The organism is Bradyrhizobium sp. ARR65, assembly GCF_000472385.1.
GTDB lineage: Bacteria > Pseudomonadota > Alphaproteobacteria > Rhizobiales > Xanthobacteraceae > Bradyrhizobium.
Map to the genome: position 1 here is coordinate 19406 of NZ_AWZU01000028.1, position 21818 is coordinate 41223.

Genomic DNA, 21818 nt, shown 5'->3' on the forward strand with positions numbered 1-21818 from the left:
AAGGAGCAATCCAGACTGCATCCGCGGAGAAGTCTGAATTGCTCCGCTAGTGTTGTGTCTCTGATATCTGATTCACTCGGTGTCATTCCGGGGCTCGCGAAGCGAGAACCCGGAATCTCGCGCCACAACCTCTAGATTCCGCGTCCGCTGAAAATCGCGCTCTCGCATCAATGGGGCGACTATCGCGCCACGGCGCAGATCGCGGCAGAGCTCGAACGGGTCGGCCGCTTCCTCGAAAGCCTCGGTCATCGCGTGGATTATGCACTTCCGGCCGTCGATTATCGCGCTGCCTTTGATGCCCAGACGACCTGCTACATCAGCAATATCGGCAATCTGCTTGCCGTTCGCGGTCTGGACAGGCCGCCAGCGGATCTTGTGGAGCCCATGAATATCAGGATTTGGGAAGCCGGTCGGCATACAACATTCGCCGAGCGAGCACGGATGCAGGCGGTCTTCAACACTACGTCCCGCGGCTTCGGTGCATTTTGCGAGGACTGGGACATCATCCTGACGCCGATCACCGCGCTGCCGACACCGAAAGTCGGCACAACCGAATTCCTGACCATCAGCGACAACCCTCGGTCCTCGACTGGTTCAGCAATCTCTGGCGCAACTTCGCCTTCACGCCGCTTGCCAATCTGTGCGGCATCGGCGCGATTTCGCTGCCGCTGGCGACCCACGAAAACGGGCTGCCGCTCGGCATTCAAGCGCAGGCGAAGCAGGCCAATGACGGCTTGCTGCTGCAGCTCGCCGCGTAGATCGAACGGGCCATCGGCGGTCGCTGGAGCGCCGGACAAAAGCCGCCCGTGCATGTGACAAGCGCTTAGTCGCGTTCCATTCAAGGCTCTCTAGCGGGCAGGCTCCACTCCCTAGGACCAGCCCCTGCGCGTGTCGCAATGCGCCCACAAGCGCGATCAAACCGGCCCACACATATTTTTGTCACGCGGAACCGTCATTTTGTGACAGAATTGCTACATTGAAGTGTCAGTTCGATTAAATCCGGAGCGGGCAATGAGTCTGTGGCGGGCGCGGTCAAATCCCCTGGCCTGGTGGTGGGGTTTGTTGACCCTGGTGAGCGGCGCAAATATCGCGTTCTGGTTTCTGCTCTACCGCGAATTCCGCGAGGCCCCGACCGCCAGCCTGGGCCGCACCTCCGACCTCCAGCTCATGCTTCTGCTTTGCGCGGCTTATGTGTTCGGTTGCGCCTTCCGGTCGATTCTGCCGCGTGCGGATGTTCAGCGCATCTGCCTTTTCGATACCTGGCTGTCCAGCGTTCTGGTTGGCCGGTCGGTTGCGACCGTGGCCGAGGTCTGTTTCGCGGGGCAATGGGCGATCATTCTGAGCCAGCTCGGCGGAATGACGGGAGCGGACACCACCTTGAACCTCGCATGGGTGATCGTGCCGCTGATCCTGATCGCGGAGTGCTTCTCATGGTATGCGGTGCTGACCACCAATTATCTTGGCAACGCCATCGAGAATTCGATCTGGGCCGTCACCTTCCTCATTGTGGGAGTCGGTCTTGGTCGGCTGCTGCCTGAGTTCGAGGGGCCGCTTCGCTGGGCCCTCGTGATCGCGATCATCGGCATCGCTGGCTATCTGGCTTTTCTGGTGACGATCGACGTTCCCATGTATCTGAAGCGGTGGAAGGCGGGGCATGTCGAGGGCAGCAAGCTTCTGGGCCTGTTGGAGGGACTTTACGACGCAGCCACGCGGTGGGTCGTCACGCACGATATCGCCTACTGGAAGGACGAGATTGCCTGGATGTCGCTCTATTTCAGCGCTGCGGTCTGGGCGAGCCTAGCGCTTTGCGTGATCTACTCGCTTGACGGTCATCTTCCGCAGTACCGCACCGAGGCTGCGGCGGTGAGCTTTGGCCCGGCGACCGCGCAGGGTCTGGTGACCGTGCGTGCGCCAATCACGTATCTGCAGCAGGCGGCGGAGTAGATTATTCGCCGCGCGAGTTGCGGCGCGTGGGCTCGCGGGCCAGGCCTGCACGGAACAGAAGCGCATGCCGGGAACGGGTTAGGCGTTAGCGCGTACCGATGCGTTGGTGTCGCAGCCAGAAACCGGCAAAATCAGCCACGTCCGCCATCCCCGTTGTGGCCGGTTGTCACCCGGCATGCCCCTGGTCAACGCAATGGGGCGCTCTTCGGTTCGGTGCTCTTCGCGTTCCGTCATTTCGCGGAACCGACCGGTCCGACACCGTGCACAGCCTAACCTCGGCCGATCGTCTCGTAGACGGCGCGCTCGAATTTCTCGAACGCCGCAAGCACGACGGGATCAGCGAACGGCAGGATCTGCGTCATGAACACGCCCGCGACCTTCGCGCTCGGATCGAGCCAGAAATAGGTGTTGTTAAGGCCCGCCCAGGCTAGGCTGCCGGCGCGCCGCGCCCCCGGCACCGCTTCGGTATTGATCAGGAAGCTCAGGCCCCATTTCTTGGGCATGCCGGGCATGAGGTCGACATGGGCGGACAGTTGCGGGTTCTGGCTCGGCAGCGGCTGCACATCGAGCGCACCCATGTGGTTCTCGCCCATCAGCGCCACCGTCTCTGCCTTGAGGATGCGCGCGCCGTCGAGTTCGCCGCCATTCATGAGCGCGCGCAGAAAGCGCAAATAGTCTGATGCGGTCGAGTATAGGCCGCCGCCGCCCGGGAAGAATTCGCGGCGAGCTTCATCTATGGGGGGACTGGCGATCACCTCCAGCGTGCCGTTCTCTTTGCGGCCATGAAGTGCGGTGAGGCGGCCCTCCCATTCGCCGCGCGCGATGTAGCTGGTGTCGCGCATGCCGAGCGGGCCGAGAATGTGCCTCTGCAGATAGGTTTCGAGATCGAGGCCGCTCGCCGCTTCGACCATGCGACCCGCCATCTCGATGTTCACGCCATACTCCCAGCGCTCGCCGGGATCGCGGACGAGCGGCACGGCGAATGCTGCGAGCCTCGCGGTGCGCATCGGAGGAATCTCGCTCTCCTTCATGTAGCGCGCCATGTTCGCGTTCCACATGTCGTAGGCAAAGCCCGCGGTGTGGGTGAGCAGGTTTCGCAAGGTAATTTCCGAACGCGGGGCCCGCAGGATCGGCCCGTTGGCATCAAAGCCAAGAAGGACCTTGGTCTCGCCGAGGAGGGGCAGGATTTCCCGCGCCGGCTGATCCAGCGCGAGCCTGCCTTGCTCGACGAGCTGCATCGCCGCCGCCGCCGTGATCGCCTTGGTCATCGAGGCGATGCGGAAAACGGAGTCCGCCGTCATCGGCTCGGGGCGCTGAATGCTCCTGCGTCCGACCGCACCTTCGAAGATCACCCCGTCAGCGCTCGCGACTGCTGCCGCAACGCCCGCAATCCGCGCGCCCTCGACCGCTGCCTCGAGCGCCTGACGGATCGGTTCGATGCTCCGCATCAGAGTCCTCCCAAACGTGTGAATGCACGTCGGTAACAGCGTGCCCCGTGCGATCGTAGAATCCTTCGGCCCCAAGGTGAACTATCTTTACGGCCAGGCAGGGCTCTAACAAAGAGAAGCCATCATGATGAACAGACGCGTGTTTTCGGCCGCTTTGATCGCGGGTGCGGCAACTTCACTGATCTCCACACGCGGCATGGCCGCCAATACGGCTCCAAGCAAGGCACGCAACATCGTGCTGGTGCACGGACTGTTCGCCGACGGCTCCTGCTGGTCCGAAGTGATTCCGCGCTTGCAGGCGGCGGGACTGAACGTCACCTCCGTGCAGAACCCGCTGACGACGCTGCCTGAAGCCGTGGCCTCCGCCGAGCGCGTGCTCGCGCGCCAGGATGGTCCGACAGTCCTGGTGGGGCACTCCTTTTCCGGCATGATCGTCACCGAAGCCGGTGTGCATCCGAATGTCTCGGCGCTGGTCTACGTGGCGGCGCGCGCGCCGGATGCCGGCGAGGATTACACGGCCCTGGCCAAGACATATCCGACGCCGCCTGCGTCGGCCGGTATCGTTTTCGACGGCGACGAGGGGCGCCTCTCGGAAGAGGCCTTCCTGCACGATTTCGCCGGCGACCTGCCGGAAGCCAGGGCAAAAGTGCTCTATGCGGTCCAGGAGCCGTTCCACAAGGCGCTGCTCACCGGCAAGACCACGCATGCGGCATGGCGATCCAAGCCCAGCTACTACGCCGTTTCAACGGAAGACCGCACGATCAACCCGGACCTCGAGCGCTTCATGGCCAAGCGAATGGGCGCCACGACCATCGAGGTCAAGGCGAGCCACCTTTCGATGATCTCGCACCCCGAGGAAATCACGCGCCTGATCCTCGAAGCCGCCGGACAGCAAGCCTGACCGTTGCATGCAAAGGGAGCAACGCCATGAAACGCTTCGGATCGACTAGGTGGAACGGCAATCTGCGCGAAGGCAAGGGGGCGGTCTCAACCCAGAGCCGCGCGTTGGAAGACTATCCCTATAGTTTCTTTACCCGCTACGGCGACAAGCCGGGCACAAACCCGGAAGAACTGATCGGCGCGGCTCACGCCGCATGTTTCACCATGTCGTTTGTCAGAATGCTCGGCATGGCGAACTTCGTGCCGGAGCAGGTGGAGAGCAAATCGGAAGTTGTGATCGACAAAGATGGAGACGGTTTTTCCATCACCTCGGTTCATCTTACTGTCACCGCGAAGATACCGGGCATTGACCAGGACGCGTTCCAGTCAATTGCGACGAAAGCAAAGGCGTGGTGCCCCGTTTCCAAGCTGATGAAGGTCGAGGTTGGTTTCGACGCCACGCTGGTATCGTAACATTAAAGCAGGCCGGCGATCAGTTTTTGCACATGGGTTCGTCCTCTCCGCAGCGGGGAAGGTGCACCACTCCGCAAGGCGCGATGGATTGGCCCAATCTCATCGCGCTCAGGTCGTCGCAAAACGTATCTTCACCGCCCGCGGCGATCCCCGCCGATCCGCGATCTGTGCTATCGCCCTAGCAGTTCGGGAAAGGGCCGAACACCTTTGCCCGACCCCGGCGCTCAGTCTGCAACCGGCATCGCGCGGGAATGGACTGCCCTCTCATTGTTGCCCGATGACGACGAATCCGACCCGAGCGCCGATCTTTGCTTGAGCTTGCCCCGGGGACAGGAACGAGTCCCCGGCGGCATCGCAGGAACCGAAGCACCAGATTGCTGCGCGGTACAAACGATCTGGCCTGATGTTGAAGTACGGCGCCTCGTTGCCGTAGATGTAAGCGTAGCTGTTGTCCTCGGCCGGGGCGCTCGGAGAGTGGTTGTCGTCGTGAATACCGCTCGTGCTCTCGCTCCATGTCGAGTAGCGGAAATCCTGTTCGACCGTTTGATCACCTCCGGCGAAATCCCAGCTCAGCACGAAAATGCCGAAGCCCGCATCGTTATGGGTCGTCGAGATCCAAGATTCGTCGCGGTAAATGTAATCGTAAGGCGTGTAGGCCCGCACCTGGGCTTGGCCCATTGGGTTCGGCACGAAGTCCACCCACACCGCACCGGCGCTGTCGGCCCATCCTCCTTCGCCGCCGACCCAGTGCAGGAAGCCGAAGCTTCCATCCTGCTTGTTGCCCCAGGCCATTTGCTGCGCATGAGGGGACGGATTTCCGCTCGTGCTCGTCCATTGATCGGCGTAGGGCGGACCCACGACATCGACGATCTGATCTTCGAAGATGAATCCTTCGATCTTTCCGCCGCCGGTGGGCCGCAAGGTCAGCGCTTCGATCAATGGTGATCCGGCGCGAACCACGCTTTGCTCGGCAATGTCGCTTTGGAAAATGTCGAAATCGCCGCCGCGGCGCCCGTCTCCCACAAGCAGTTTCGCGAGACGGTCAGCCATCGGCCTCTCATATTCAGCGCGACGCCGACGAGCGGTCTCCTTCTCCTTGACGAAAGCCGCGAACCTGTCCGTCAACGCCTTATCGGCGGCCCGAGCGAAGCTCCTGAATGTGTCCGCATGGCGTGCCTTGCGCGCGTCGTGCTTTCGCGACAGTTCCTGCAAGTAATCCGTCCGCATGGCCTCATCTCCGTTGGCGAGGCCCCCCTGAGGACAAAGTGTATGCCGGAACGACGGCTGTGGATGTGAGTGATCTCACAGCCGGAGAGATCCAACCACAACGACACTGATTTGCGCGCGTCCTCAAAGCGCCGAAAATCGGCTGCGCGCAAAAACGAATTTCGCAAGCCGCATCAAGCTGATTTGGGTCGTCCAGATGTTTCGCAAAAAATAAATCGCTTTGCGATGACCCCAAATCAGTCGCATCCTCTTCGCGTCCCGCCTCGATGAGGGGCGTACGCGTCGTCACGGACGTTGAGTGCGGGATGCGGTGGACGCGTGAGCGCTGACTGACGAGCGGCACAAGCGCGGACGGCCAAGTCGTGTGGTCCTGGCGCGCCCATGCAGGCGTCAAGTTGGCAAACGATGCTTACGCATCGCGCCGGCGACGGTGGCAATCAAGCTCGGTTCACCGAGGAGAGCACGAAGTAAGCCGTAAACCACTGCACAGGGAAGGCCGGAGTGATTCCGCCTACCTGTGGTTACCACCCGTGTGCGCTTTTGCGCAATTTTTTGCACACGGGGCCATGGGTGCGGCGGGCACCCGGTCTTCCCTGCGCCCTCTGTATTCTCGGAGAGCGTGATGGAGAGCAAAACTCGGGCGCCGATCGCGCCGCGAGAATGGGACCGTGTATCTGATGAGAGCATGCCCCACAACCTTCGCCGTTATCGCCCGCGAAAGCGGGCGATCGGGCGGCGCTTAGCGCCGACCCAGTGGCCGGGCATGACGGCGGAGGAGGGGTACCTCAACTTCCGCGCGCCATTCTCGTTTGGCTGGAGCAAGGGTAGATTCGGCTGTCACAGCAAGGGCTTATCGTGGAATCCGAATTCGATGGTGGCGGCTCCGCAACAGCCCGTATATAAGGCAGCACGCAGAATTGCCGATAAGTTACGGTTTTTGCTCAGGAGTTGATTTGATGTCCGAGCGGTGGACCCCCGATAGCTGGCGTTCCAGGCCCGTGGTGCAGATCCCCGACTATCCCGATGCCAAGGCGTTGGCCGACGTCGAGGCGCAGCTCGCGACGTTTCCGCCGCTGGTTTTCGCCGGCGAGGCACGGAACCTGAAAAAGGCGCTCGCCCGCGTGGCATCAGGCGAAGCCTTCCTGCTCCAGGGCGGCGACTGCGCCGAGAGTTTTGCCGAGCATGGTGCCAACAACATTCGCGACTTCTTCCGCGTCTTTCTCCAGATGGCGGTGGTCTTGACCTATGCCGGCGCGGTGCCGGTGGTGAAACTGGGCCGCATCGCCGGCCAGTTTGCCAAACCGCGCTCCTCGCCGACTGAAAAGGTGAAAGGCGTCGAACTCCCAAGCTACCGCGGCGACATCGTCAACGACATCGCCTTTACCCCTCAAGCCCGCACGCCGGATCCGCAGCGGCAACTCGATGCTTACAGGCAGTCGGCGGCGACGCTGAACCTGCTGCGCGCCTTCGCGACCGGCGGCTTCGCCAATTTGGGCAGCGTTCACCAGTGGATGCTGGGCTTTCTTAAGGATTCACCGCAGTCTCGCCGCTACAAGGAGCTGGCCGATCGCATCTCGGAGGCGCTGAATTTCATGCGCGCCTGCGGTCTCGACCTGGAAAGCCACCCTGAGCTGCGCGCCACCGATTTCTACACCAGCCATGAGGCGCTGCTTCTCGGCTACGAGCAGGCCCTCACCCGCGTCGATTCCACGACCGGCGATTGGTATGCGACCTCGGGCCACTTCATCTGGATCGGCGATCGCACCCGTCAGCTCGACCATGGTCACGTCGAATATTTCCGCGGCATCAAGAATCCGATCGGCCTGAAATGCGGGCCCTCTTTGAAGGCCGACGATCTGCTCAGGCTGATCGACGTGCTCAATCCCGACAACGAGCCGGGCCGGCTGACCCTGGTCGGCCGCTTCGGTGCGGAGAAGGTCGGCGAGCACCTGCCGCAGCTCATCCGTGCGGTGAAGCGGGAGGGTCGCGTCGTGGTGTGGTCGTGCGATCCCATGCACGGCAACACCATCACCTCGACATCAGGTTACAAGACGCGTCCGTTCGACCGCATCCTATCGGAAGTTCGGAGCTTCTTCTCGATCCATGCGGCCGAGGGCACCTATCCCGGCGGCGTGCATCTGGAGATGACCGGCAAGGACGTGACCGAATGCATCGGAGGAGCGCGCGCCATCACCGATGAGGATCTCAACGACCGCTACCACACGGTCTGCGATCCCCGTCTGAACGCCGAACAGTCGATCGACATGGCGTTCCTGATCGCGGAGCTGCTCAAGCAGGAGCGCGTCGGGAAGGTGAAGCCGGTGCCGGCGGTCGCGGGATTTTAGAAATTTGCTGCGGTTCTGGCGGGCGACCATCAATTCCTGGAACGGGCTGATCTTTGCCATCCGCTCCGAGCAGGCGGTTCGCGAGGAGCTGGCAGCGCTGATCCTGGCGCTGCCCGCGGCCTGGCTGGTCGGCGCCACGGTGATGCGTGCCGTCGAACTGGTCGCTACCGTCGTGCTGGTGCTGGTGGTCGAGCTGCTCAACACCGCGATCGAAAAGCTTGCCGATCGGCTGACCATGGATCGCGATCCCAAGATCAAGCATGTCAAGGATATGGGGTCGGCCGCGGTCGGCGTCACGCTGATCATGGCCGGCCTGTTCTGGCTGTTCGCCATCGCCGAACGCCTGGGCCTGATCTGATCTGGCATTTGCCGATGATGCGACTTAAGTGCAGCATAATCCCATGACCGAGCGCACGGACCAGTTCGCGATCACCTTGGCCCAGATCAACCCGATCGTTGGGGATGTCGAGGGCAACGCCGCCAAGGCACGCGCGGCGCGGGCGCACGCAGCCGCCGACGGCGCGGATCTCGTGGTCTTTTCCGAATTGTTCATCGCCGGCTACCCGCCGGAAGACCTGGTGCTGAAGCCTGCCTTCCAGGCAGCCTGCCGCATGGCGATCGAAACGCTGGCGCGGGAAACCGCCGATGGCGGGCCCGCGATGCTGATCGGCACTCCCTGGGTCGAGGAGGGCAAGCTCTATAACGCCTGCGCACTGCTCGATGGCGGGCGTATCGCATCGCTCCGCTTCAAGGCGAATTTGCCGAATTACGGCGTGTTCGACGAAAAACGCGTGTTCGCGCGCGGACCCGCCTCCGGTCCGGTGACCGTCAAGGGTGTTCGCGTCGGCGTTCCCATTTGCGAGGACATCTGGCTGGACGAGTCAGAGGATTACGAGAACGTGGTCGAGTGTCTGGCGGAGACCGGGGCGGAAATTCTGGTGGTGCCGAACGGCTCGCCTTACGCCCGCGACAAGAACGATGTGCGGCTGTCGGTTGCGGTCGCGCGCGTCACCGAGAGCGGGCTGCCGCTGATCTATCTCAACGAGGTCGGCGGCCAGGACGAACTCGTGTTCGATGGCGCCTCCTTTGCGCTGAATGCGGATTTGTCGGTTGCGGCGCAACTTCCGGCCTTCGTCGAAAACATCACGACGCTGCGCTGGATGAGAGGCGACGATGGCTGGCATTGCAGCGGACCGGTGGCGCCGCTGCCCGAGGGCGACAAGGCCGATTATGCCGCCTGCGTGCTTGGCCTGCGCGACTATGTGCGCAAGAACGGCTTTCCCGGCGTGCTGCTCGGCATTTCCGGCGGCATCGATTCCGCGCTGTGCGCGGCGATCGCAGTCGACGCGCTCGGGTCGGAGCAGGTACGCGGCGTCATGTTGCCGTATCGGTTCACCGCGCAAACGTCGTTGGATGATGCCGCAAAGCTCGCGGGGCATCTGGGCATCCACTATGAGGTGCTGCCGATCGGAGCGGCGGTGGAAGGCTTCGAAGCGATCCTGTCGGATATGTTCGCGGGCCTGCCGCGCGACATCACCGAGGAGAACCTGCAAGCGCGCGCCCGTGGCACGCTGTTGATGGCGATCTCCAACAAGACCGGCGCCATGGTGGTGACGACCGGCAACAAATCGGAGATGTCGGTCGGCTACGCCACGCTTTACGGCGATATGAACGGCGGCTTCAATCCGCTCAAGGATATCTACAAGAGCGAGGTATTCCGCCTCGCTGGTCTTCGTAACGCCTGGAAACCGGAAGCAGCATTGGGGCCGTCGGGCCAGGTCATTCCGCCCGACATCATCACGCGTCCGCCGAGCGCGGAGCTGCGCGAAAACCAGACCGACCAGGATTCGTTGCCGCCCTATGATCTCCTGGATGCGATCCTGGAGCGGCTGATCGAGCGCGAGGAGCCGCTGGCCGCGATCGTAGCCGCAGGCTTCGATCGCGAACTGGTGGCGCGGATCGATCGGCTTGTGAACATCGCCGAGTACAAGCGGCGGCAGGCCGCGCCGGGCGTGAAGGTGACCAGCCGGAATTTCGGCCGCGACCGCCGTTATCCTATCACCAACCGCTTTCGCGATTCCGGCCAGCCGCTGCCCGAAGCCGACCAGGCCCTGGCCGCGCGCGGGAGCCGTGCCGCAGTGCAGGCCTTTGACGGATAATCTTGCCGAAGATCCGCTTTAGCGCGCCGGGATAAAGGTCGGTCCCACTGTGCGGATCTTGCCGTTGTCGGTTGCGCCGGAGCTGGTCGCGGACGAATTGGCGGGCCCCTGAGCCGCGGCATCGGAGCTCGCCGGCGGGGTCGTGGTGGGCGTTGCCGCCGTCGCGGGCGCGGCGCCCTTCTTGCTGCTGGCTGGCGAGGCCTTCGTGAGCTGCCGCTGCTGCATCTTCCTGGCGCTTTCTTCGGTAACGATGATGTCGCCCTGCTGTTCGGCCGCGGCCTTGTCGTCGATGCCCTTCAACGCCTCGGCCCAGGTCTGGCCTTGGGCTTTGCAGGAGCAGGTCGGGTTGTATTCGCTGCGGTAGCGGAACGCATTCGGCAGCGCGGTGTAGGGCGCACCATTGATGGAGACGGCCTGGTTGATGTCTTCGCCGGGATTGCGATAGGCGTACAGCGTGGCTTCGGTCGCCGGACACAGCGCCTTGCAGGTCTTCTCGTCGTCAGGGAAGCGCGCCGGCACGGTGGCAAACGAAATCGGGAAATAGCCGCCGTCACAGGTGCGCACGCAGACGGTGCGATAGGTGCCGGATTGCGGCCCCGCATCGATGCCGGGTGGAGGAGGCGGGCTGGCCGGGTTGTTGTTGCCGCCGCCGAACAGATTGTTGAAGAAGTTGCCGGGACCGGTCGCCGCGTTCGCAAACTGCGCATATTGCGGCCCGCAATTGTTCTGCCCGAGCGCGGTCAGCACCGAGCGGCGCTGACTGTCGCGCTCGCCGCCCATGCCGCCGGTCCGCAGCCGCTCCAGATTGCTCGTGATCTGATCCAGATTGGCGCGCATCTGCTGGATCTGGTTGTTGACCGGACCGCATTGCGCCGACTGGCCGGAAAACAGCGAGAAGAATCCCGAGCTGTCGCAGCCCATGTGCCGGGCCTGCGCGGTCATCCGATCGAGCTCGGCCTGCTGGCGCGTGGCCGCATCCTGATAGCGGCGGATCTGGTCGTCCCTGACAGGATCACTGCTGCCACCGCGATCGATCGAGGCAAGCTGGGCTTCCAGGCGCGGGCAGATCGGATTGACGCCGGGCGGGCCGCCTTGCGGCACCGGTTGCGGCGGGATGTTTGGATCCATCTGTTGCGCAAGAGCGATCGAACTCAGCGCAAGGCCACCGAGCAATGCCGCGCAGGCCAGGAGTCCGGGAATCGAGCGTCGGGACATGGATGCGGAGAAGAAATGAGGCATATCAGGCCGTCAGAGGGAATTCGCAGCCTTCAAGCCGCAACGGCCTCCCATAGCCGCTTCCTTCGGCAACGTCACGTCGTTTCCGGGGCACGGATATGGCGCGCAGCGCCGGGAAACGGCTGGCGTCAGCGCTGGCAGGTGATGGCGACGTACTCGTTACAGCCGCCGCGCGGGCATTTTGCGGCTCCTTTCGGCACCGACCCGGTAATCTCGTCAGGGTCGACGCGACGATAGGATGAGGCCTCTGCAAAATCGCGTGATCGGCAATAGGAGAGCGCAGCATGCGCGCCGCATTTCTCGCCCTTCGCCAGGCACTGGTCGACGCCGTAGCCGTCGCCTTCGTTGGCGATGATGAATACGCGGGTTTCGGCTTGCGCAGCTCCGCTGGCTGCAAGCGCCAAGAAGAACAGGCAGGCCGTGAGGGATCGCATGATACACCGATGAGCGAAGGAACCGCCTTCATCCGAATAGATCCGATTCGTTAAGAATGATTAACCATGGCGGCGGGCGGGAGCGGTTTTGGCGTCAAAAAAGGCTTTTTCGCGGCCCTTGACGCCATGGCCCCGCTTGCCCCATGGTGGGTCCATGAACGGTTTCCTCGCCATCATCTGCATTTGCAGCGAGATTATGAGCTAGCGATTCGCTGGCTGAGGCCGTCTTTTCTCACATCGAGATCATTGGACGCCCGGCCGGCAGGGACGGGATCCATGGAATTGCGCCTTTACGACACGTTTTCGCGGGAAAAGCGTCCCTTCGTGCCGCTCGATCCCACCCATGTCCGCATGTATGTCTGCGGACCGACGGTTTATGACTTTGCCCATATCGGCAATGCGCGGCCGGTCATCGTGTTCGACGTGCTGTTCCGCCTTTTGCGCCATCTCTACGGCGAACGGCACGTCACCTATGTCCGCAACATCACTGATGTCGACGACAAGATCAACGACCGTGCCGCGCGTGACTATCCCGGCGTGCCCCTGAACGAGGCGATCCGCAAAGTTACAGAAGTCACGGACAAGCAGTTCCATGAAGATGTCGATGCGCTCGGCGCCCTACGACCGACCGTCGAGCCGCGCGCGACGGAACACATTCCGGAGATGCGCACGCTCATCGAACGGCTGGTGGCGGGCGGCTTCGCCTATGTCGCGGAAGACCACGTCTTGTTCTCGCCGCAGGCGATGAATGCCGCCAATTCGGTGCTGCCGCGCTACGGCTCGCTCGCCAAGCGCTCGCTGGATGAGATGATCGCGGGCGCGCGTGTCGATATCGCGCCTTACAAGCGCGATGCGACCGATTTTGTGCTCTGGAAACCCTCAAAGCCCGGCGAGCCGTCCTGGCCCTCGCCGGCGGGTATCAAGGTCGAGGGCCGCCCCGGCTGGCATATCGAATGCTCTGCGATGTCCTGGAAACATCTCGGTGAGCAGTTCGATATCCATGGCGGCGGCATCGATCTCGTCTTTCCCCATCACGAGAACGAGCTGGCGCAAAGCTGCTGCGCGTTTCACTCCGGCCGCATGGCCAATGTCTGGATGCACAACGGCTTCCTGCAGGTCGAAGGCGAGAAGATGTCGAAGAGCCTCGGCAATTTCGTCACCATTCGCGACCTGTTGGTGGATTGGCCGGGAGAGGTGCTGCGCCTCAACATGCTGAAGACGCATTATCGTTCGCCGATCGACTGGACGTTGAAAGGACTGGAGGAGAGCGAAAAGACACTCGACGATTGGTATGGCGTTGCCGCAGATGTTCCGACCGGATCGCCGGCTGAAAGCGTGCTCGAGGCGCTGGCGGACGATCTCAACACACCGCAGATGATCGCCGCGCTTCATGGCCTGCGGCACAATGCTGGGCGCAATGATGCCGATCGCAGCGCGCTGGCCGCGTCCCTTCGTCTGCTCGGATTTTTGTCCGAGAGCGCGGCACAATGGCAAGGTCGAAAGCACCAGGCGAGCGGGATCGATGCGGCAAAAATCGAGGCTCTGATCGCCGAGCGCACCGCCGCCCGCGCGCGAAAGGACTTTAGGGAGTCCGATCGCATTCGCGACGAACTCGCGGCCGTGGGTGTTGTGCTCAAAGACGGCAAGGATGCCGAAGGCAAGCCGATGACGACGTGGGAGATCGCGCGATGAGTCAGTCTCAGTCAAAACCCGCGCTGCGGCCGTTTCTGCCGGCCGATACGCCCATGCTGGCGGCGATTTTTGTTGCCGCCGTTCAGGAATTGACCGGCGACGACTACAGCGAAGCGCAGCAGGAGGCCTGGGCCGCGGTCGCCGACGACGAGGTGGCATTCGGCAAGAAGCTTGCCGGGGAACTCACGCTGATCGCGACCATGCAAAACTCGCCGGTCGGTTTCGCGTCGCTGAAGGACAATAGCCAAATTGACATGCTCTATGTTCACCCGAGCGTGGCGGGGCAAGGAGTCGGCGCAATCTTGTGCGAGGCGCTGGAGAGACTTGCAGCCGGCCGCGGCACCAAGAGCCTCTCGGTCGACGCCAGCGACAATGCCTTGGATTTTTTCAGAAAGCGCGGCTACGTCGCCCAGCAGCGCAACAGCGTCACCATCAACGGCGAGTGGCTCGCCAACACCACGATGCAAAAGGCGCTCGCGAACGGGCAGGCGGGAGGAGCGCCACAATGAGCCGCGAACGCCTCTATCTCTTCGACACGACGCTGCGCGACGGCGCGCAGACCAATGGTGTCGACTTCACGCTCGCCGACAAGGCGGTCATTGCGCAGATGCTGGACGATCTCGGCCTCGACTATGTCGAGGGCGGTTATCCCGGTGCCAACCCGCTTGACACCGAGTTTTTCGCCGAGAAGCCGAAGCTCGCTCACGCCCGCTTCACGGCTTTCGGTATGACGCGGCGCGCGGGCCGCTCGGTCTCGAACGATCCAGGCCTTGCCGCGCTGCTCGAAGCCAAGGCGGACGCGATTTGCTTTGTCGCGAAGTCGTCGGCCTACCAAGTGCGGGTGGCGCTGGAGACGACGAACGAGGAAAACCTCGCCTCCATCCGCGACAGCGTCACTGCCGCAAGGAAAGCGGGCCGCGAGGTCATGCTCGACTGCGAGCATTTTTTCGACGGCTACAAGGAAAACCCGGAATTCGCCCTGGCCTGCGCGAAGACGGCTTATGATGCCGGTGCGCGCTGGGTGGTGCTTTGCGATACCAATGGCGGCACCATGCCGCATGAGGTCGAGACCATCGTCGGCGAAGTGACCAAGTATATCCCCGGCGATCACGTCGGAATTCACGCCCATAACGACACCGAGCAGGCTGTCGCCAATTCGCTCGCCGCGGTGCGCGCGGGCGCACGGCAGATCCAGGGCACGCTGAACGGGCTGGGCGAGCGCTGCGGCAACGCCAATCTCTGCTCGCTGATCCCGACGCTGAAGCTGAAACGGGAGTTTTCCGATCGCTTCGAAATCGGCGTCTCCGATGCAAAGCTGGCGAACCTAGTGCAGGTGTCGCGCACGCTCGACGACATGCTGAACCGGGCTCCGAACCGCCACGCGCCTTACGTTGGCGAAAGCGCCTTCGTCACCAAGACCGGCATTCATGCCTCTGCCGTGCTGAAAGATCCGCAGACGTACGAGCATGTGCGCCCAGAATCCGTCGGCAACCATCGCAAGGTGCTGGTCTCCGATCAGGCCGGTCGCTCCAACGTGATCGCCGCGCTCGAGCGCGCCGGCATTCCCTTTGACAGGAACGATCCCAAATTGGCCCGCCTGGTCGAGGAGCTGAAGGAGCGCGAGGCGGCGGGCTTCGCCTATGAATCCGCAAACGCGTCCTTCGAACTCCTGGCGCGCCGCACGCTCGGCAAGGTGCCTGGTTATTTCGATGTCGAGCAGTTCGATGTGAATGTCGAGCAGCGCTACAACGCCAACGGCCAGCGCGTGACTGTCGCGCTTGCGGTGGTAAAGGTCGATGTCGCCGGCGAGCGGCTGATTTCGGCGGGAGAAGGCAACGGCCCGGTCAATGCGCTCGATGTCGCGCTGCGCAAGGATCTCGGCAAATACCAGAAATACATCGAAGGGCTGAAGCTCATCGATTACCGCGTGCGTATCCTCAATGGCGGCACCGAAGCCGTGACGCGGGTTCTGATCGAAAGCGAGGATGAAGCGGGCGAGAGCTGGACCACGGTCGGCGTATCGCCGAACATCATCGATGCTTCGTTCCAGGCGCTGATGGATTCGGTGATTTACAAGCTCGTGAAATCCGGAGCGCCGGCGTGAGGCCATTGCAGTCATTCCGGGGCGGCTCGAAGTGCCGAACCCGGAATCTCGAGATTCCGGGTTCGATGCTTCGCATCGCCCCGGAATGACGACGTATATTTCGGCGAGGGCCTCATGATCGACCACATCTCTCTCGGCGTTAGTGATCTCGAACGCGCCGCCCGTTTCTACGAAGCGACGTTAGGCGCGCTCGGGCTGTCGCGCCTGGTGACGCGGCCGGCTACCGTCGGCTTCGGCAAGAGCTATCCGGAGTTCTGGATCAATCTGCGCGCCGGCATGGTCAAGGTGTCGCGTGAGAGTGGCACGCATATCTGCCTGCGCGCCAGGACGTCAGCCGAGGTCGACGCCTTCCACACAGCCGCATTGAATGCGGGAGGGATCTCCGACGGCGCGCCCGGGCTGCGCCCGCATGATCGCGTGAAATACTACGCCGCGTTCGTGCTCGATCCCGACGGCAACCGCATCGAGGCGGTCACGTTTCCGCAGGAATGAGGCTACAGCCGCCGCGCGACTTCCGGTGCCAATTCGGTGGCGCTTTCGGGAATGCGCGCCGCAGCCGCCTTCAGCTTGGGCAGGATGTCCTCGACCCGGTCGGCCTTCAGGATCTCGACGCTGAGGCCGGCGCGGATGAACTGGGTCTCTCGCATATGCGCAACCAGCGCGAACAGCGGCTCCCAGAAGCCGTCGATATTGGCGAGCAGCACGGGCTTCGAATGCCGTCCGAGCTGTTGCCAAGTGAGCTGCTCCACCAGCTCCTCCAGTGTGCCGAGGCCGCCAGGCAGCGCCACGAAGGCATCCGAGCGCTCGAACATTAGCCGTTTGCGTTCGTGCATGTCGGGCGTGACGATCATTTCCTGGACGCGGGTCAGCGCGTTCTCGCGCAGCGTCAGGAAGTCCGGGATGATCCCGGTCACCATGCCGCCATGGTCGAGCACGGCGGTCGCAACGGCTCCCATCATGCCGAGCGAGCCGCCGCCATAGACCAGGCGAACGCCGTTCTCGGCAAACGCCTTGCCGAGCGCCTTGGCTCCTTCGATGTATTTGGGGTTGGTGCCGGGGCCGGAGCCGCAGTAGACACAGACGGTTCTGATTTTGGTCATTTTCAGCATGTCGCACTGCAGCGTAAGAGCGTCAAGGCAGTAGTCAAGCGGGTATTGATTCGGCGGAACGATAAAACCTACCTGGGAATACCGGATCGAGGCGAAAGAATTGCTACGCCAATGGGGTGTACGCAGCCTCCAAACGCTTTATATGAGCTGCACATGAACAAGGCAGTGTGCTTTCCGTTCCCGCAGGCGTCCATTTGATGGCCCAACCCCTTTCGTCCCCGCGCGCCGGCCACGCCCTGCCTGCCAGCCGACAATCCGCCGAACAGGGGACCCTGTTCGGGACCTTGGTTCATCTTTGGCCCTATATCTGGCCGAGCGACCGCTTCGACCTGAAGATGCGGGTGGTCTGGTCGTTTGTGCTGCTCTTGATCGCCAAGCTGGCGACCCTGTCGGTGCCCTTCACCTTCAAATGGGCCACAGATGCGCTGACAGGGAAGGGTACCGCGCCGGTATTTGCCTCCGACTGGCTCGTCTGGTTAATTGCATCGCCGCTGATCATGACCGCGAGCTACGGCGGCGTGCGTATCTTGATGGCGGTGCTGACGCAGTGGCGCGACGGCATCTTCGCGCGGGTGGCGATGCATGCAGTGCGCAAGCTCGCCTATATTACTTTCGTCCACATGCACGAATTGTCGCTGCGCTTCCACCTGGAGCGCAAGACCGGCGGATTGACGCGCGTCCTGGAGCGCGGCCGCAACGGCATCGAGACGATCGTGCGCATGATCATCTTGCAGTTGATCCCGACCATCGTCGAAGTCTCGCTACTGATGGTGGTGCTGCTCTGGCAGTTCGACTGGCGCTACGTGCTCGCCACGCTGTGCATGGTCGTGGTCTACATGTACTACACTTACAAGGCCACCGAGTGGCGGATCAGCATCCGCCGCAAGATGAACGATTCCGATACGGACGCGAACACGAAGGCGATCGACTCGCTATTGAACTACGAGACCGTGAAGTATTTCGGTGCCGAGGCGCGCGAGGCCGCGCGCTACGACCGCTCGATGGAGCGCTACGAAGAGGCGAGCGTCAACACATACACCTCTCTCGCGCTGCTCAATGCGGGGCAGGCGGTGATCTTCACGCTGGGTCTTACGGCGACCATGCTGATGTGCGCCTATGGCGTGCGCAACGGGCGCAATACGGTCGGCGATTTCGTCATGATCAACAGCATGATGATCCAGCTCTACCAGCCCCTGAATTTCATGGGCATGGTCTATCGCGAGATCAAGCAGGCGATCATCGACATCGAGAACATGTTCAGCGTGCTGGCCCGCCCACCGGAGATCAAGGATGACCCGGGCGCCAAGCCGCTGCTCGTCACGGCGGGCGCGGTGCGGTTCGAGGATGTGCGCTTTGCCTATGAACCGGAACGCCTGATCCTGAAAGGACTGAGCTTCGAAGTTCCGGCCGGCAAGACGGTCGCGATCGTCGGACCCTCGGGCGCCGGCAAATCGACGATCTCGCGGCTGCTGTTCCGCCTCTATGACGTTTCCGGCGGCCGCATCCTGATCGACGGCCAGGACATTCGCGACGTCACGCAGACTTCGCTGCGGGCCCAGATCGGCATGGTGCCGCAGGACACCGTGCTGTTCAACGATACGATCCGCTACAATATCCGTTACGGCCGCTGGGATGCGACGGACGCCGAGGTCGAACAGGCCGCGCAGCTCGCGCAAATCGACACGCTGATCCGCATGGCGCCGAATGGTTATGAGACGCAAGTCGGCGAACGCGGGCTGAAGCTGTCCGGCGGCGAGAAGCAGCGGGTCGCGATCGCGCGCACGGTGCTGAAAGCGCCCCCGATCCTGGTGCTGGACGAGGCGACCTCCGCGCTCGACAGCCACACCGAGCACGAGATTCAGGGCGCGCTGGATCGCGTGTCGCGCAACCGCACCTCGCTGGTGATCGCACACCGGCTCTCCACCATCGTCGCCGCCGACGAGATCATCGTGCTCGACGGCGGCCGCATCGTCGAGCGCGGCACTCACGTGGCGCTTTTGGCAAAAGGCGGGCTCTATGCCAGTATGTGGAACAGGCAGCGTGAGGCCGAAGCCGCGCGCGAAAGGTTGGCGCAGATCGACGACGAGAACGATTCGCCTGATCGCACTCCGCCGCCGATCGATGATGCGATCGCGACTGCCGCAGAATAGTTTTTCTTCCACCCAGTGACCAGCAACCAATGTCGATTGCGAATTCCATCCGTGGGCAAATTCCGCCCATTCATCCCGAGGGCTATCCCTTCATCGGCGGCTTTGCGCTGGCGAGTCTGATCCTGTTCTGGCTATGGACGCCATTGGGATGGATCGGCACCTTGCTCACCATCTGGTGCGCGCTGTTCTTCCGCAACCCGCCGCGGGTCACGCCGCTGCGCGATGGGCTGGTGGTGGCGCCCGCCGATGGCCGCGTTTCGATGGTCACTCATGCGCTGCCGCCCGCCGAGCTCGGGCTTGGCGACCGGCCGCTGCCGCGTGTCTCCATCTTCATGAGCGTGTTCAACTGCCACGTTAATCGCAGCCCCGCGGCCGGCCGGATCGAGCGCATCGCCTACCGGCCGGGTGCGTTCATCAATGCCGAGCTCGATAAGGCGAGCGAGGACAATGAGCGCAATTCGCTTGTCATTTCCACGCCTAACGGGCGCATCGGGGTGATTCAGATCGCCGGGCTGGTGGCGCGCCGGATCGTTTGCTTTGTGCGGGAAGGGCAATCGATCGGCGCCGGTGAACGGTTCGGCCTGATCCGCTTCGGCTCTCGGCTCGATGTGTTCCTGCCGGAAGGGACCAAGCCGCTGGTGGCCGAAGGCCAGACCGCGATCGCTGGCGAAACCGTCTTGGCCGATTTCAGGCTTGCCGATCCGGGCCGCAGTTATCGGGCCGATTAACCAATTGGCCCGCCTGCACGTACGTTCTGTCGCAATGGCGCAGGCTCAGCCGGATTGCTATATGAGACAGTGACGCAGGTTTGTTCCCCTCTCTCCGAAGGCGGGGAGAGATAAGCCGCACGCGCAGAGAAACAAAGGATCGCGCCGTCATCCCATGTCCTTCGATCCTACCCAAGCCGAATTGCGCCGCCGCCGGTTTCGCCCGATTCCGGTGCGAATGCTGGTGCCCAACGTCATCACCCTGCTTGCGATCTGCGCGGGTCTGACCGCCATTCGCCTCTCCACGGAAGGGCGGATGGAGCTTGCAGTGGGCGCGATCGTATTTGCCGCGGCGCTTGACGGCATCGACGGCCGTATCGCGCGCCTGATCAAGGGGCAATCCAAATTCGGCGCCGAACTCGACAGCCTTGCGGATTTTGTCAATTTCGGTGTGGCTCCCGGGCTGATCCTCTATTTCTGGCAACTGCATGAACTTCACAATGGCGGCTGGATCGCGGCGATGGTGTTCGCGATCAGCGGCGGTTTGCGGCTCGCGCGCTTCAACGCCAGCATGGACGATCCGAACAAGCCGGCCTTTGCCGCGAACTATTTTACCGGCGTTCCGGCGCCGGCCGGCGCCATCACCGTGCTCTTGCCGATCTACGTCGCCTTTCTCGGCATTGGGCAGCCGCCGGCGGCGCTCACGGCGTTTTATACGCTGCTGGTTGCCTTCCTGATGGTGTCGCGCCTGCCGGTGTTCTCCGGCAAGACGGTGCGGATGCGCGTGCCGCCGGAATTGGTGCTGCCGGTGTTCGTCTCCGTGATCTTCTTCATCGCGCTCTTGATCAGCTATCCCTGGTACATCCTCTCGGCGGGCTCGGTGCTTTATCTCGTCAGCCTGCCGATGGGATGGAAGTCCTATCGCGATCAGGCGCGCGCTTTCGCGGCAGCAGGGGCGGGAAAGGCCCAAGACGTTGGACCGGGCGCTGCGCCGGCGTTTCCGCCCGTGGTCTCTGATCACGACGAGCGGCCCGAACGGCTGCACTGACACGGGCGCGGGCCTTTCTCATCCCGCAATATCTGCCATGACAAGCACCGAGTTGGGTTCGCTCCCATTCTCGGCTATAGGGCGAGCCGAGGGGCGGTGCGCAACGGCCGTCCTCAACCCTGGAGAAGACGCCCGTGAACAAGCCCGTCACCGCCCAGCTGCCCGCATCCGTCCTCGAGGCGCTCGCGCGTTACGACACGCCGACCATCTGCAACGCCATGGAGATCGTGGCGCCGGAGCGGCGGCTGATCGGCTTTACCACCAAGCCGCTGGTCTGCCCGTTTCCCGATCTGCCGCCGATCGTCGGCTACGCCCGCACGGTGACCATCCGCTCTGTGGTGCAGTCCAGCCTGCCGGCTGCCGAGCAGGCCAGGCGCCGCATCGAATATTATGAATATGTCGGCACCGGATTCGGCCCGCGCATCGCCGTGATCCAGGACATCGATGGGCCCGACATAGGCTACGGCGCGTTCTGGGGCGAGGTGCAGAGCAACGTGCATAAGGCGCTCGGGTGCCTCGGTGTCGTCACCGACGGCTCGATCCGCGATGTCCCGGCATGGGCGCCGGGCTTCCAGGCGCTGGCCGGCTCGATCGGCCCCTCGCATGCTTGGGTGCATGCCGAGAGCTTCGGCGGCGAAGTGCGCGTTGCCGGCATGACCGTGCGGTCCGATGACCTGATCCATGCCGACCGCCACGGCGCCATCGTGATCCCGAAGGATCTCGCGGCGCAATTGCCGGCCGCAGCCGAACTCTGCGGCCGTCGCGAGCAGCCGATCCTGGAGATCGCGCGTTCGCCGGACTTCTCGCTGGAGAAGCTGAAGGAGGCGCTTAAGCGCTCGGCGGAGATCCACTAAGCGCAAGA

At 63.0% G+C, this 21818-nt stretch carries 19 protein-coding genes and 1 pseudogene; 15 read left to right on the forward strand and 5 right to left on the reverse strand.

Annotation, left to right across the window (positions count from 1 at the left end):
- Positions 1-138 precede the first annotated feature (138 nt).
- Both F758_RS44620 and F758_RS0126600 read left to right on the forward strand, forming a co-directional pair.
- Positions 139-827 (forward strand): annotated as a pseudogene (locus tag F758_RS44620) (amidase family protein); the annotation flags it as partial.
- A gap of 184 nt (positions 828-1011) precedes the next feature.
- Positions 1012-1944, forward strand: a complete 933-nt coding sequence (locus tag F758_RS0126600; protein WP_024510732.1) for a hypothetical protein — start codon at positions 1012-1014, stop codon at positions 1942-1944.
- A gap of 269 nt (positions 1945-2213) precedes the next feature.
- Here the strand turns inward: F758_RS0126600 and F758_RS0126605 are convergent, their stop codons facing one another.
- Entirely contained in the window at positions 2214-3392 is a 1179-nt protein-coding gene (locus F758_RS0126605) for a serine hydrolase domain-containing protein (protein WP_024510733.1), read from the reverse strand.
- 121 nt (positions 3393-3513) lie between these two features.
- On the opposite strand from F758_RS0126605, the gene F758_RS0126610 reads away from it, so the two are divergent.
- Together F758_RS0126610 and F758_RS0126615 are read left to right on the forward strand one after the other, a co-directional pair.
- Positions 3514-4293 (forward strand): alpha/beta fold hydrolase, encoded by a 780-nt coding sequence (locus F758_RS0126610; protein ID WP_024510734.1) that lies wholly within the window; start codon positions 3514-3516, stop codon positions 4291-4293.
- A gap of 26 nt (positions 4294-4319) precedes the next feature.
- On the forward strand, positions 4320-4745 hold the full coding sequence (locus tag F758_RS0126615) for an OsmC family protein (protein ID WP_024510735.1): 426 nt from the start codon (positions 4320-4322) through the stop codon (positions 4743-4745).
- A 264-nt stretch (positions 4746-5009) separates the two neighbouring features.
- Here the strand turns inward: F758_RS0126615 and F758_RS0126620 are convergent, their stop codons facing one another.
- The gene (locus F758_RS0126620; RefSeq protein WP_157450175.1) at positions 5010-5684 is read right to left on the reverse strand and encodes a hypothetical protein; all 675 of its coding nucleotides are present in this window, start codon (positions 5682-5684) and stop codon (positions 5010-5012) included.
- Between the two features lie 1244 nt (positions 5685-6928).
- On the opposite strand from F758_RS0126620, the gene F758_RS0126630 reads away from it, so the two are divergent.
- From F758_RS0126630 to F758_RS0126640, 3 genes are read left to right on the forward strand one after another with little or no spacing between them, the layout of a single operon-like run.
- The gene (locus F758_RS0126630) at positions 6929-8317 is read left to right on the forward strand and encodes a class II 3-deoxy-7-phosphoheptulonate synthase (RefSeq protein WP_024510737.1); all 1389 of its coding nucleotides are present in this window, start codon (positions 6929-6931) and stop codon (positions 8315-8317) included.
- A 4-nt stretch (positions 8318-8321) separates the two neighbouring features.
- On the forward strand, positions 8322-8675 hold the full coding sequence (locus F758_RS0126635) for a diacylglycerol kinase (protein ID WP_024510738.1): 354 nt from the start codon (positions 8322-8324) through the stop codon (positions 8673-8675).
- Between the two features lie 43 nt (positions 8676-8718).
- Entirely contained in the window at positions 8719-10476 is a 1758-nt protein-coding gene (locus tag F758_RS0126640) for an NAD+ synthase (protein WP_024510739.1), read from the forward strand.
- Positions 10477-10494: 18 nt separating this feature from the next.
- Here the strand turns inward: F758_RS0126640 and F758_RS44625 are convergent, their stop codons facing one another.
- Together F758_RS44625 and F758_RS0126650 are read right to left on the reverse strand one after the other, a co-directional pair.
- Positions 10495-11691, reverse strand: a complete 1197-nt coding sequence (locus F758_RS44625; RefSeq protein ID WP_035723156.1) for a DUF2865 domain-containing protein — start codon at positions 11689-11691, stop codon at positions 10495-10497.
- Positions 11692-11840: 149 nt separating this feature from the next.
- The gene (locus F758_RS0126650; RefSeq protein WP_024510740.1) at positions 11841-12146 is read right to left on the reverse strand and encodes a hypothetical protein; all 306 of its coding nucleotides are present in this window, start codon (positions 12144-12146) and stop codon (positions 11841-11843) included.
- Positions 12147-12422: 276 nt separating this feature from the next.
- Between F758_RS0126650 and cysS the strand changes: the two genes are divergently transcribed.
- The 4 genes from cysS to F758_RS0126670 all read left to right on the forward strand — a co-directional run bounded on the left by cysS (position 12423) and on the right by F758_RS0126670 (position 16434).
- A complete protein-coding gene (cysS, locus tag F758_RS0126655) occupies positions 12423-13838 on the forward strand; it encodes a cysteine--tRNA ligase (RefSeq protein WP_024510741.1) in 1416 nt (471 codons plus the stop codon).
- Positions 13835-14347, forward strand: coding sequence for a GNAT family N-acetyltransferase (locus F758_RS0126660; protein ID WP_024510742.1), 513 nt, complete (start codon positions 13835-13837; stop codon positions 14345-14347). The genes cysS and F758_RS0126660 overlap by 4 nt, the downstream gene beginning before the upstream one ends.
- A complete protein-coding gene (cimA, locus tag F758_RS0126665) occupies positions 14344-15942 on the forward strand; it encodes a citramalate synthase (RefSeq protein WP_024510743.1) in 1599 nt (532 codons plus the stop codon). Before F758_RS0126660 ends, cimA begins: the two co-directional genes overlap by 4 nt.
- A gap of 114 nt (positions 15943-16056) precedes the next feature.
- Positions 16057-16434: a VOC family protein gene (locus F758_RS0126670; protein ID WP_024510744.1), complete on the forward strand. Its 378-nt coding sequence runs from the start codon at positions 16057-16059 to the stop codon at positions 16432-16434.
- A gap of 2 nt (positions 16435-16436) precedes the next feature.
- Here the strand turns inward: F758_RS0126670 and F758_RS0126675 are convergent, their stop codons facing one another.
- Positions 16437-17042 carry an LOG family protein gene (locus F758_RS0126675; protein ID WP_024510745.1) on the reverse strand — a complete coding sequence of 202 codons (606 nt, stop codon included), beginning with the start codon at positions 17040-17042 and terminating at the stop codon, positions 16437-16439.
- A 206-nt stretch (positions 17043-17248) separates the two neighbouring features.
- Between F758_RS0126675 and F758_RS0126680 the strand changes: the two genes are divergently transcribed.
- The 4 genes from F758_RS0126680 to F758_RS0126695 all read left to right on the forward strand — a co-directional run bounded on the left by F758_RS0126680 (position 17249) and on the right by F758_RS0126695 (position 21810).
- Positions 17249-19201 carry an ABCB family ABC transporter ATP-binding protein/permease gene (locus F758_RS0126680; RefSeq protein ID WP_024510746.1) on the forward strand — a complete coding sequence of 651 codons (1953 nt, stop codon included), beginning with the start codon at positions 17249-17251 and terminating at the stop codon, positions 19199-19201.
- A complete protein-coding gene (locus tag F758_RS0126685) occupies positions 19198-19929 on the forward strand; it encodes a phosphatidylserine decarboxylase (protein ID WP_283805879.1) in 732 nt (243 codons plus the stop codon). Before F758_RS0126680 ends, F758_RS0126685 begins: the two co-directional genes overlap by 4 nt.
- A gap of 154 nt (positions 19930-20083) precedes the next feature.
- Entirely contained in the window at positions 20084-20956 is an 873-nt protein-coding gene (locus F758_RS0126690) for a CDP-alcohol phosphatidyltransferase family protein (RefSeq protein ID WP_024510748.1), read from the forward strand.
- Between the two features lie 134 nt (positions 20957-21090).
- Entirely contained in the window at positions 21091-21810 is a 720-nt protein-coding gene (locus F758_RS0126695) for an RraA family protein (protein WP_024510749.1), read from the forward strand.
- Positions 21811-21818: the final 8 nt, after the last annotated feature.